The organism is Pseudoalteromonas sp. TAB23, from assembly GCF_000498075.1.
Lineage (GTDB): Bacteria > Pseudomonadota > Gammaproteobacteria > Enterobacterales > Alteromonadaceae > Pseudoalteromonas > Pseudoalteromonas arctica.
This window is the reverse complement of the sequence record NZ_AUTP01000324.1, coordinates 96807-109827: the sequence shown is the minus strand read 5'-3', so window position 1 is coordinate 109827 and position 13021 is coordinate 96807. Positions and strand designations below refer to the sequence as shown.

Genomic DNA, 13021 nt, shown 5'->3' with positions numbered 1-13021 from the left:
ATAAACCTTTAGCTAAAAACCATTTTAATTGCGATAACTACAAGCAGCACCGCGAAAACTTTCTTAATTGTATTAACAGGTAAATAGTGAGTTGCTTTGGCGCCAATGGGCGCAACAAACCACGAGGTAATAACAATCCCGAATAATGCAGGTAAATAAACAAACCCGGCAAAACCATGCTCTAAATCGGTAACATGCCAGCCTGCGCTGATGTAACCAATAGAGCCAAATAATGCAATAACAATTCCGCACGCTGCCGCGCAGCCAATTGCTTTTTTTATATCAACCGAAAAATAATTAAGCATCGGTACTATTAAAGCTCCGCCGCCAATCCCTATTAAACCTGATAACCCGCCCATTATTGCAGAAACGCCCCCTAAAATAGGACCAGCCGGCAACGGTTTTTCTGACATCGGTTTATTACGCGCGGAGAGCACCATTCTTGCTGCAATAAATACAGCACTTATAGCAAACACTGTACGTAATATTTGTTCAGGGATTAAACTTGCTGCAAAGCCACTAATAAGTGCACCTAAAGCCACACCCGACATAACCCACGGGGCGATTGCCCAAGGCACGTTATCATTTTTATGATGAGCCAGCGCTGAAGACGTTGAAGTAAATAAAATAGAAGCGAGTGAGGTTGCAATAGCAATTACTAATACATGATCAGTCGACGTTACATTAAATGAGAGTAGCAGAGTGCTTAGTACTGGAACGATAATTAAACCGCCGCCAATGCCTAGTAACCCAGCTAAAAACCCAACAATACAGCCTAGTAGTGCGCAGCTTGCGACTAACAAACCTAAGTCATACATAGTAATCTCAAATACCCTTTTAAGGTTTATATATTAAAGGATTATAAAACTAATAGCATCTGTGTATTGCAATTAATTAGGTGTACAAGCTTATTTGGGGGTGTAAAACAAATCACCTAATTTATGCTCTAGCATAAAGCTTCGCGTTAAACGTAGTACTTGTTTGGCTGTGGATTGCGCTAAACATTCACTTAATAGTTGTTCCATGTCACTGACATTTAAACGCCTAAGTACCCACTTCACTTTATTAAGCGATGATAAGTTCATACTAAGGCGTCTGTAACCCATGGCAATAAGCAAAATAGCACCTTCAGGATCGCCGCCTAGTTCACCACACAAACTAAATGGCAGTTCATATTGCTCACATTCGTGCGCCACTTTATTTAGTACTCTTAGTACACCTGGGTGATAAGGGTTAAAAAGTTCGGCTACACGTGCGTTAGCCCTGTCTACTGCTAATAAATACTGTGTTAAATCGTTACTACCTACTGAGCAAAAATCGACTTTTTTTGACCACTCAGGAAGCATAAATACACTTGAAGGTACTTCTAGCATTATACCTATGTCGGGTCTTTCTATGGTTTGCTCTGGGTATTTTTCACTTAACTCAAAATAAGCCTGTTCAAATAACGCAAGTGACTCATCAACTTCTTCAGTGCCACTGATCATAGGGAGCATTATTTTTAAATTACCCAAACCAATATTTGCTTTAAGCATCGCTTTTAGTTGATCTAAAAATAACTCTGGATGATCAAGGCTAATACGAATACCACGCCAACCTAAAAATGGGTTTTCTTCGGTAATATTAAAGTAATCAAGTACCTTATCGCCCCCAATATCCAATGTACGCATAACCACAGGATTAGGATGATAGCTAGTTAGTACTTCTCGGTACCAATTTTCTTGCTCTGATTGCGAAGGAAACTGACCCTTTTGCATAAACCACGCTTCGGTTCGATAAAGCCCCACACCGTCACAAATATGCGCGCTACTTTGCTCAGTATTAAGCTCAAGGCCTGCGTTTAATAATAAGCTAACATGTTCACCGTCAAGCGTAATTGATTCTGAGTCTTGCTCAGCTAAAAAGCGGTTATTAAGTAGGTTATCTTGATGCTGTAACTCAGTGTATTCGTCCATCAGCATTTGTGAAGGCGATATATATAAACGCCCAGCAAATGCATCTAAAATCATCGGTTTGCCATTAAACTGCAGTAGAGGTAAATCTTCTATACCCCAAATGGCAGGGATCCCCATCGCACGCGTTAATATAGAAGCATGGCTATTTGCAGAGCCATTTACGCTTACAACGCCTGTTAAGTGACCTTTTGGCACTTCAGCAAGCATGGCGGGTGTTAAGGTATTAGCAATTAAAATAGTGTTGGCCGGATAATTTTTAACAGCGTGCTCGGTATTTACAAGGTGGTGTAATACGCGAAGACCAATGTCTTTAACGTCAACAGCACGCTCTTTTATATAAGGGTCTTGCATGGCATTAAATTGAGATATTAAACGCTCTATTACAATTTTTAGGGCGCTTTTAGCACACCAGCCTTCTTGTAATTGCATTTCAACATTATGCCCTAAACTTTTAGCATCAAGCAGTTGTTGATACACATCAAATACCGCAAGAGCTTCGTGCGGAATAGAATCGCTTAGCGTCATCGATAGGGTATTAAATTCTTTGCGCGTTGCAGCTACAGCTTGAGTAAACAAACGACGCTGCTCAGTGACGTCACTGTCTTTTAAAAGCTCAATAGATTTAAAATCAAGTTTTGGTAATACAACAAATGCTTGTCCTATACCTATTCCTGGCGCGCTCGATACACCTTTTAAAACAGACGTTTGATGAGATGACTCATCTTGGCGTAGTATTTCTTTAATTTCAGCATGCGCTAACTGTGATGCAAGTTGAGCAGAAAGCGTTATTAAAAACGACTCTTCGTCTTGGCTAAATACACGTGCCATTTTTTGTTGGACAACAATAACGCCCAGTACTTTTTTTTGATGAACAACGGGTACAGATAAAAAAGCGTTGTAGCCTTCTTCGTTTACTTCGGGGGAGAGCTTAAAACGAGGATGCGATTTAGCAAATGCAATATTAATAGGTTCTTCGCGTTGCGCTACTAGGCCAACTAAACCTTCGGTAAAACCAATTCTAAACTTACCTACCGCATCGGGGTTTAGCCCTTCGGTTGCCATAAGTACAAAATTGTCCTGGCTGTAATCTGCAAAATAAATGGAGCAGCACTGGGTTTTCATGGCATCTTTAACCATTTGCACAAAGCACACTAATGCGCTGTCTAAATTCGCTTGTCGCGATACAGACTCCGCAATAGATCTCAGTGTAGCCAGCATGTCCTGCTCCTTTATTTTATACTTAACCTGAACTCTGGTTAAGAGATTTACTAACATATTGAATCATGGTGATATTTAACTTTATTTTCTCTAGCCAGAGATTTTCAGTGAAAACAAGGCGAACTTACGCGTCAATAGCTGGCCTATTGCAAGTAAATTCAACGTAGTTAGCGCTGAAAATAGCTGCTCGAGATAGATTTATTATCCAGAGTTCAGGTTACCTAGTTAACTACCTTTTACTTCGCCAATGATCTTTATGTTGTTCTCTCTTATTAAAAGGCATGGCGAAAGGAGCAAACTCTTTCATTACACGTCGATAAACATCCCGTTTAAACGATACAACCTGTCTTACAGGATACCAATAACTTACCCAGCGCCAATCATCAAACTCTGGATGATGGGTTTTAAGTAAATTTACATCTTCGTCTTTACAGCGTAATTTTAGTAAAAACCATTTTTGTTTTTGCCCAATACACACCGGACTAGAGTCTCGGCGGATTAATCGTTTGGGTAATTTATAGCGTAACCAATGTTTTGAGCTTGCGACTATTTCTACATCTTCTGGTCGCAACCCTACTTCTTCGTGTAATTCACGGTACATGGTTTGTTCTGCAGTTTCGCCATCATCAACACCACCTTGGGGAAATTGCCAAGAGTGTTGACCATAACGTCTGGCCCAAAAAACCTGTCCCTGATTATTGCAAATCACAATTCCGACATTGGCACGAAAACCTTCGGCATCAATCACCTTAGTGCCTCATTTGTAAGTCGATTTTTAATGATTGTTCCACATTAGCCGCAATACGGCAAATACTATTATACCCAACCCGATTAGTAAGCTAAGTTTGGGCTTTTAGTACATTGATAAATTAATGGAGAGTGGGTAAATATTTGGAAAATAACTTAATAAGGCTATTGCGGTTCTTGTTTTCCTCTAGTTACTCACAGTTTGTGCATAACTTTTGTAAAACACGCTCATTTTGCAAACAAATCCACAATATTAGATCTAAAAACTTGGCTTCTCCACAGATTCTGTGGATAAACATGTTCATATAGTTGTATTTATCCTTACAACTTTTAAATTGCTTAATCAAAACTGAATGTACAACATTAAAAAAACCAACTGAGTCAGTAACTTAAAGTAAAGCAGCTTAATTTCAATATGCTCAAAATTAACCCAAACAACAAGCGAGCAAAAAACACACAACTCTAGAGATATCCACGGCTTAGCCTATTTGCTATCATGGCTATGATATTTATACAACCGAAATTAAGAATACTGATTACGTTGAATTGACATTTATAATCGCAATAAAAAGTAGCTCAATAACAAAAAACTATCATATGCAGTTTCTCCGCATAAGTAATTTCAACGTAGTTAGTGAGTTATTAAACCTCTATAATATTCATATTTTAATAAAATTGGCATGACATGCGACCTACAAAACCACACTCAATTAACGATTTAATGCAACGCGTTAATAATATTGCCGGATTAACTCTAGGGCAGCTTGCTAACAAGTATAATTTTAAAACGCCAGATGATTTACTGCGCGAAAAAGGTTGGACTGGTCAGTTAATTGAATACGTACTAGGTGCTACTGCGGGCTCAAAACCACTTCCGGATTTTGAAGATTTAGGAATTGAGCTAAAAACACTCCCTATTTCCTATAAAGGTAGGCCACTTGAAACTACGTTTGTATCGGTTACACCTTTAATGAACGTTACAGGAATGACTTGGCATACCAGCTCTGTACGTAAAAAACTAAATCATGTTTTATGGCTGCCAATTTTAAGCGAACGTGATATTGCCCCGTTTGATAGAACCATCGGCAGCGGCTTTTTGTGGCAACCCTCACCTGAACAGGACGCTTTATTACAGCGCGACTGGGAAGAGCAAATGGAGCTAATTGCGCTAGGTAGAGTCGACGAAATATCAGGCCATTTAGGCGATGCGATGCAAATACGCCCTAAAGCTGCTCATAGTAAAATAGTGACTGATGCTATTGGTCCAAATGGGCAAATAATTAAAACCCTACCCCGTGGCTTTTACTTAAAAACCAGTTTTACAGGTGATATTTTAAAGCAGCAGTTTCAGCTTTAACTGTGTTATAAAATATTAATTGTTGAGCCATTTTGTGAGTACCCTCTTTTCGCACTGCGTGCGCGCCAGCAAGCTTAACGCTACAACTTATTCTCATCTCTTTGAAAAAGTATCAGGCATAAAAAATCCCCGCTTATGCGAGGATTTTATCATCTAAAATTAAAAATTAGATTCTATATAAAATAGAATTACTGACCTTTAACTTCTTTAAGACCGTTGTACGGTGCTTTATCACCTAATTGCTCTTCAATACGTAGCAATTGGTTGTACTTTGCAACACGGTCAGAACGGCTCAGTGAACCTGTTTTAATTTGACCTGCAGCAGTACCAACCGCTAAATCAGCAATTGTTGAATCTTCAGTTTCACCAGAACGGTGAGAAATAACAACAGTAAAACCAGCGTCTTTAGCCATTTTGATTGCAGCTAAAGTTTCAGTTAAAGAACCGATTTGGTTAAACTTAATTAAGATTGAGTTAGCAATACCGTTGTCGATACCACGTTTTAAAATCTTAGTATTTGTTACAAATAAATCATCACCTACTAATTGGATTTTATCACCCATTAGTTTAGTTTGATGTGCAAATCCATCCCAATCAGACTCATCAAGACCATCTTCAATAGAAACGATTGGGTACTGATTAGTAAGATCTTGTAAGAAGAAGTTAAATTCTTCAGAAGTGAATTTTTTGCCTTCACCCTTAAGGTCGTAGATGTTTGCTTCTTTGTCGTAGAACTCAGACGCAGCACAATCCATCGCTAAAGTAATATCTTTACCTAGCTCGTAACCTGCGTTTGCAACAGCTACTTTAATTGCAGCAAGAGCCGCTTCGTTAGATGCAAGGTTTGGTGCAAAACCACCTTCATCGCCAACCGCTGTTGAATGACCATCAGCTTTAAGTACTTTAGCAAGGCTATGGAATACTTCAGCACCCATACGTAGGCCTTCGCGGAAGTTTTTAGCGCCAACAGGTTGGATCATGAATTCTTGAATATCTACAGAGTTATCTGCATGTTCACCACCATTGATGATGTTCATCATTGGAAGTGGCATAGAGTAAACACCTGGCGTGCCGTTTAAGTCAGCGATATGTTCATAAAGCTCAACTTTTTTAGACTGTGCAGCTGCTTTCGCAGTTGCTAGTGATACAGCTAAGATTGCGTTTGCACCTAATTTTTCTTTATTTTCGGTACCGTCTAAATCTAGCATCACTTTATCTACAGCGCTTTGATCTAATGCACTTTGGCCTTTTAAAGCATCAGCAATTTCGTTATTGATATAACCAACTGCTTTTAATACACCTTTACCTAAGTAACGTGATTTATCACCGTCGCGTAACTCTAATGCTTCACGAGTACCAGTAGATGCGCCTGAAGGTGCTGCTGCACGACCCCAAGAGCCATCTGCTAAATGTACGTCTGCTTCAACAGTTGGGTTACCACGCGAGTCCATAATTTCGCGACCGATTACTTTTACGATTTCTGACATCTTGATTCCTCTATATTCCCAAAATGGTGAGTTCAGCTAACTTTACTACGTTTTATATAGCTTAGTCAGCCCTTAAAACAAAAAAGCCGTGCAATATGCACGGCTTTTAAAATTACGAATTCGCTTTTTGGTGGATATGCGCGGCTGCTACAAACCCTTCAAATAACGGATGACCATCACGTGGAGTTGACGTGAATTCCGGGTGGAACTGCGCGGCAATAAACCATGGGTGATCTTTATTTTCGATAATTTCTACCAGTTTTTTATCTTCTGATAAACCAGTAAAGCTTAAGCCTGCTTTTTCAAGTATTTCTACAAAGTTATTATTTACTTCGTAGCGATGACGATGACGTTCAACAATTTCGTCGCTGCCATATACTTCGCGTACTTTAGAACCTGGCGTTAAATGACATTTTTGTGCGCCTAAACGCATAGTGCCACCTAAATCAGATTTTTCGCTACGTGTTTCAACATTACCTTCAGCATCTAGCCATTCAGTAATTAAGCCAACTACTGGCGCTTCTGAATTTGCATTAAACTCTGTAGAGTTTGCATCCGTTAAGCCTGCAACATTACGTGCATATTCAATTAATGCTACTTGCATACCTAAACAAATACCTAGGTATGGTACTTTATTTTCACGTGCGTATTTAGCCGCTAAGATTTTACCCTCAACACCACGTCCGCCAAATCCACCTGGTACTAAAATAGCATCTAAGTGTGAAAGTAATTCAACACCTTTGTTTTCTAAATCTTGTGAATCTACGTATTGAATATTAATTGTTAAACGGTTTTTAAGGCCCGCATGCTTTAATGCTTCGTTAACCGATTTGTACGCATCTGGTAATTCAGTGTATTTACCAACCATACCAATTGTCACTTCACCCGTTGGGTTAGACTCTTGATAAAGTACTTGTTCCCACTCAGCTAAATCAGCTTCTGGTGGATCTAAGTGAAAACGACGACATACGAAGTTATCTAATTCTTGCGTTTTTAATAGCGCTGGAATTTTATAAATGCTGTCTACGTCAGGTAATGAAATAACCGCTTTTTCTTCTACGTTTGTGAATAATGAGATTTTTGCACGCTCATTATTAGGTAGTTTACGGTCTGAACGACAAATAAGAATATCTGGCTGAATACCTACTGAGCGTAACTCTTTAACAGAGTGCTGAGTTGGTTTTGTTTTAACTTCACCTGCAGGGCCTAAAAATGGCACTAACGTTAAGTGAATAAATAGCGCGCGTTCGCGGCCAATTTCAGTTCCCATCTGACGAATTGCTTCAATAAACGGTTGTGATTCTATATCACCTACAGTGCCGCCAATTTCTACAATAGCAATATCATAACCTTCAGCACCGTCGTATACACGTTGCTTAATATCGTTAGTGATATGTGGAATAACCTGAATAGTAGCGCCTAGGTATTCACCACGGCGCTCACGACGTAATACGTCTTCATATACACGGCCTTGTGTGAAGTTATTACGACTAGTCATTTTGGTACGAATAAAACGCTCGTAGTGACCTAAATCAAGGTCAGTTTCTGCGCCGTCTTCTGTAACGTAAACTTCACCGTGTTGAATTGGGCTCATTGTGCCTGGGTCAACGTTGATGTAAGGATCCAGCTTTAAAATGGTAACATTTAAACCACGGGCTTCTAAAATAGCGGCCANCCGCCAGTAACGAAGATAAATTTTGTACTCATGCGAACCCTAGAATATCAGGAATTAAAAGGAATATAACACCCAAAGAAGAGCCTAAGGGTATATCATCAAGACGGGGCGAAATTGTACCAAAACACTGCTTATCAATCCAGCTAAAATTAGCTAATGCGCGCACAAAAAATGTGCACTATTTAACATTAAGCCTATTTTACTTTTTTAATCGCATCCCATGCACTGTCCATTTCTTCAAAGGTTGCTGTATCTAAGCTTTTACCTTGCGCATGCAAATAGGCGTTTACCTTTTCAAAACGCGCTGAAAACTTATCATTAGCGCTACGAAGCAGTTGTTCGGGATCTCGTTTAACATGGCGTACAACATTAACAGTGGCAAAAAGTAAGTCGCCGAGCTCTTCCGCTGTATGATCAGATAACGGGTCTTGCTCAATCGCTTCTTTTACTTCAAGCACTTCTTCGCTCACTTTATCAAGTGCACCATGATACGTTGGCCAATCAAAACCAAGTGCGGCAACCCGTTGTTGAATTTTTTTGGCTTTACTTAAGCTTGGCATATTGGCAGGAATATCTTGCCAAAAAGAAGGTGATTCTGTTTGCGCTCTAGCACTGCGCTCTTGTGCTTTGATTGTTTGCCACTGGTGCGATAGCTGCTTATCTGTTAGCTCTTTTTTATCGCCAAATACATGCGGGTGACGACGTGTAAGCTTATCGTTTAATTGCTCTACTAGATCATTAAAATCAAATAGATTTTGCTCTTGTGCAAGCTGCGCATAAAAAATAATTTGAAATAACAAATCACCCAATTCACCTTTAAGCTCATCTAAGTTGCCTGACTCAATACAGTCGGCAACTTCGTATGCTTCTTCTAGTGTATGCGGCACAATAGATTTAAAATCTTGTTTGAGATCCCACGGGCAACCGCCCTTGGGATCTCGCAGTGTTTTCATTATGCTAAGAAGTTGTGTAAGCGCTGCATTATCATTCATGATTAATGACCACGCTTGGCATCGTGTACACCTTCAATTTGGTGTAACTTAGAAAGAACACGGTTAGTACCCGATAAGTCATGTACTTCTATTTGCATCGTAAATATAGCTAACTGATTATCTTCAACCGTATTTACGTTCATATTTAAAACATTTACTTTTTCGTTAGCAAGTACTGAGCTTATATCGCGTATTAGCCCTGAACGATCGGTTGCTTCTATTTTAATACTTAGTGCGTACGAGCCGTTGATATCATCAGACCAACTTACCGAAATAACACGCTCTGGATGCTGATTTTTTAAGTTATTAAACGAATCACAGTCTTCCTTATGAACACCTATTCCTCGACCTTGCGTTATATAACCTATTATCTCATCGCCAGGGACAGGACGACAGCATTTGGCTACATGGCTCATTAAGCTACCAACGCCATCAACCACTATGCCGTTTTTGTCACCGGTTACTTTGCTAGGCGCTTTAATACGAATAACCGGTTCATCTTCTGTCCGATCACTTACAAAGTTAAGCATTTGATTGAGACGTACATCACCCGCACCAATTGCAACCATTAAGTCATCAAGTTCTTTAAAGTTAAAACGCTTGATGGCTGGCTCTAAATCTTTGTATGTTAAATTAAGCTTTTGTAATTCACTGTCGAGAATTTCTTTCCCCGCACTTAAGTTTTTGTCGCGGTCGAGCTGTTTAAACCAGTGATGAATTTTGGCTCTAGCGCGCGATGACTTAATGTATCCTAATGACGGGTTTAACCAATCACGACTTGGATTTGGTTGTTTTTGGGTCAGTATTTCTACCTGATCCCCGGTTGTAAGTTGATGCGTGAACGGCACTATTTTGCCGAAAATTTTTGCGCCAATACAACGATGCCCTACATTTGAGTGAATGTAGTAAGCAAAATCAAGCGGTGTAGCGCCAAGTGGTAAATCGATAATATCGCCGCTTGGGGTAAATATGTATACGCGGTCTTCTACTACTTGGTTTTTAAGCTCTTCAGCTAAATCACCACCATCAACCACTTCTTCTTGCCATTGAAGTAACTTACGCAACCAGCTAATTTTTTGCTCATAACCCGAGCCGCGTCCCGGTAATGCACCTTCTTTGTACATCCAGTGTGCAGCCACACCCAACTCAGCATCTTGATGCATATCGCTGGTACGAATTTGTATTTCTACTGTTTTACCTTCAGGCCCAAATACTACGGTATGGATTGACTGATAGCCGTTTTGTTTTGGGGTTGCTACATAGTCGTCAAACTCTTTATTAAGATGACGCCAATTGGTGTGCACAATACCCAGCGCTCCATAACAATCTTGTAGGCGTTCAACGACGATACGCATTGCACGAATATCAAAAAGCTGATCAAACTCGTAGTTTTTTTGCTGCATTTTTTTATAAATGCTGTAAATGTGCTTGGGGCGGCCATAAACTTGGGCCTCTATGCCCGCTTCACTTAAACGGTTTTTTACTTGCTCAACCATATCTTCCATATAGGCTTCGCGCGTAAGACGTTTGTCGTCAAGTTGTTTGGCTATGCTTTTATAGGTGCCTGGGTGCAAATATCTAAACGATAAATCTTCCAGTTCCCACTTTAATTGCCCTATTCCTAATCTGTTTGCCAATGGTGCAAAAATATCAGCCGTTTCTTTAGCGGCAATGACGCGGTCTTCTTCATCCGCATTTTTTACATTACGTAAATGACATACCTGCTCGGCAAGCTTAATGACCACGGCGCGCACATCTTCAACCATGGTTAATAACATTTTTCGAATATTATCAACTTGCATAGTTCCTTTACCTTGATGCGATAAAGTACTAATAGTGGCCATTTGTGCAACCCCAGTTAACAGCATGGCTATATTACTACCAAGCTGCTCTTCTATGGTTTCTAGTGATATTAAATCGTTTAAAAAATACGGGGTTAAATACGCAGTAGCTAACGATTCGGGGTCGAGATTTAGCTCAGCTAAAATTTCAACCATTTCGATTGCAGTAGTTTGCCTGCTTTCATTATCACATTTTACGCAGAGCGCTTGCGCTTTAGTAAGTAGCTCTGTTTTTTCTTCAGACAAGGCAAGAAATGAAAGCCGAGTGCTAAAATCTGTTGTCTCATCTTGTTGATGTGATTGTCGTGTAGCTACCATAATGCGTTCTACCTCCGTTGAAATAACGCCATAGTTTCAATATGCCCTGTATAAGGAAACATATTCATTAGCCCAATTTTATTAAGATCAAAGCCAGCTTGTGAAATAATTGCGCTGTCACGGGCTAAAGTAACAGGGTCACAAGAGACATATAAAATAGTTTTAAACTGCTTTAAAGATAATTGCTCTAATACAGCCATTGCACCAGTCCTAGAAGGATCGAGTACAAGCACATCTAAGTTTTTACTAAACCATGTGGCGCTCTGTATGCTTTGCGTTAAATCAAAGCAATGAAACTGCGCATTGGTAATAGAGTTAGTTTGCGCATTTTGAGCAGCCATTGCAACCGCTGAAGTCACACCTTCTACGCCAATTACAGATTTTGCTTGTTTTGCCAGCACTAATGAGAAATTACCAATGCCACAAAATAAATCCAATAAATTTTCATCACCTTTTAAATCAAGCCAATTTGCAGCTTGCTTTAACATAGCTTCGTTAACTTGCGAATTTACCTGAATAAAATTACCTAAACCAAATTCAAATTTTAGATCAAATTCTTTAAGATAATAAAATGGCATGGCTAAGTGTGAATGTTCTATTGCATCGCTCTCGCTTTGCCATACAATTTTAAACTGCTGGCTTTTTGTTATGTGCTCAACCAAAGCCTTTGTATCATCATTAATTGCTTTAGTGTGACGAATAACAACAAAGTTTTGTTTATCACTTTGGCATAACTGTAAATGGCTTATACTGTGCAGTGCTTTGTGTTGATTAATTAAATCATCAAAAAGTGTAAAAACATCTGTAAATACTTCATCAAGTACTGCACATTTATTAATACTCACAATATTTTTTGAGCCACTTGCTCTGTAACCCACGCGCATTTTTTTTGCTGCTTTATCAAACATAACGGCTATGCGAGCGCTGCGTCTGTAATGCACAGGTTTACTTAATAATGGGGTTTGCCAGTTTAAGCTGTTTAATTTAGCAAACTTACTAAATAACTGAGTAACTGCAGTTTGTTTTTCTACAACTTGTTGGCTTACTTCTAAATGCTGTAATTGGCAACCACCACACTGATTATAGTGCTCACAAAAAGCATCTACTCTTGATTCACTCGCTTGAATAACTTTAGTTACTTTTGCACTACTGTATTTAGCTTTATCTTCGACGAGTGTTGCTTTGACTGTTTCGTTTGGTAATGCACCGCTTACAAAACATACTTTATTGTTATGTTTAGCAATGCCACGCCCTTGATGATCCATTCCCGTTATAGTCAATTCTAGTGTTTGTTGCTTTAACGGTTTTTTTTTCGCTTTAAAAATTTGCGCCATTAGGCATTACCTTAACTTTATTTATGAAGCACCTATATTTAGATGCTTTAGAATGCGTGTTGAACCGTATATACTCAAGTCATACTAATAACGATAA

The 13021-nt window shown here is 39.3% G+C and carries 8 protein-coding genes and 1 pseudogene; 1 reads left to right on the top strand and 8 read right to left on the bottom strand.

All coding sequences use genetic code 11. From position 1 onward, the window contains the following. Window positions 1-8 precede the first annotated feature (8 nt). The 3 genes from L654_RS0121610 to rppH all read right to left on the bottom strand — a co-directional run bounded on the left by L654_RS0121610 (window position 9) and on the right by rppH (window position 3921). Complete coding sequence (locus L654_RS0121610; protein ID WP_024609026.1) at window positions 9-818, bottom strand: sulfite exporter TauE/SafE family protein; 810 nt, start codon at window positions 816-818, stop codon at window positions 9-11. 90 nt (window positions 819-908) lie between these two features. After that, window positions 909-3173, bottom strand: a complete 2265-nt coding sequence (gene ptsP / locus L654_RS0121605) for a phosphoenolpyruvate--protein phosphotransferase (protein ID WP_007583118.1) — start codon at window positions 3171-3173, stop codon at window positions 909-911. A 229-nt stretch (window positions 3174-3402) separates the two neighbouring features. Then, window positions 3403-3921: an RNA pyrophosphohydrolase gene (rppH, locus tag L654_RS0121600; RefSeq protein WP_002958704.1), complete on the bottom strand. Its 519-nt coding sequence runs from the start codon at window positions 3919-3921 to the stop codon at window positions 3403-3405. 684 nt (window positions 3922-4605) lie between these two features. On the opposite strand from rppH, the gene mutH reads away from it, so the two are divergent. Continuing rightward, the gene (gene mutH / locus L654_RS0121595; RefSeq protein WP_024589993.1) at window positions 4606-5277 is read left to right on the top strand and encodes a DNA mismatch repair endonuclease MutH; all 672 of its coding nucleotides are present in this window, start codon (window positions 4606-4608) and stop codon (window positions 5275-5277) included. A gap of 188 nt (window positions 5278-5465) precedes the next feature. Here mutH and eno read toward each other — a convergent pair whose 3' ends face one another. The 5 genes and pseudogenes from eno to rlmD all read right to left on the bottom strand — a co-directional run bounded on the left by eno (window position 5466) and on the right by rlmD (window position 12924). Then, complete coding sequence (eno, locus tag L654_RS0121590; RefSeq protein ID WP_024589994.1) at window positions 5466-6764, bottom strand: phosphopyruvate hydratase; 1299 nt, start codon at window positions 6762-6764, stop codon at window positions 5466-5468. 112 nt (window positions 6765-6876) lie between these two features. Next, window positions 6877-8471, bottom strand: a pseudogene (locus L654_RS0121585) (CTP synthase). Window positions 8472-8633: 162 nt separating this feature from the next. After that, entirely contained in the window at window positions 8634-9431 is a 798-nt protein-coding gene (mazG, locus tag L654_RS0121580; RefSeq protein ID WP_024609025.1) for a nucleoside triphosphate pyrophosphohydrolase, read from the bottom strand. Between the two features lie 2 nt (window positions 9432-9433). After that, window positions 9434-11590, bottom strand: a complete 2157-nt coding sequence (gene relA / locus L654_RS0121575; protein WP_010553214.1) for a GTP diphosphokinase — start codon at window positions 11588-11590, stop codon at window positions 9434-9436. Window positions 11591-11598: 8 nt separating this feature from the next. Continuing rightward, window positions 11599-12924 (bottom strand): 23S rRNA (uracil(1939)-C(5))-methyltransferase RlmD, encoded by a 1326-nt coding sequence (gene rlmD, locus L654_RS0121570; protein WP_024609024.1) that lies wholly within the window; start codon window positions 12922-12924, stop codon window positions 11599-11601. Between the last annotated feature and the right edge of the window lie 97 nt (window positions 12925-13021).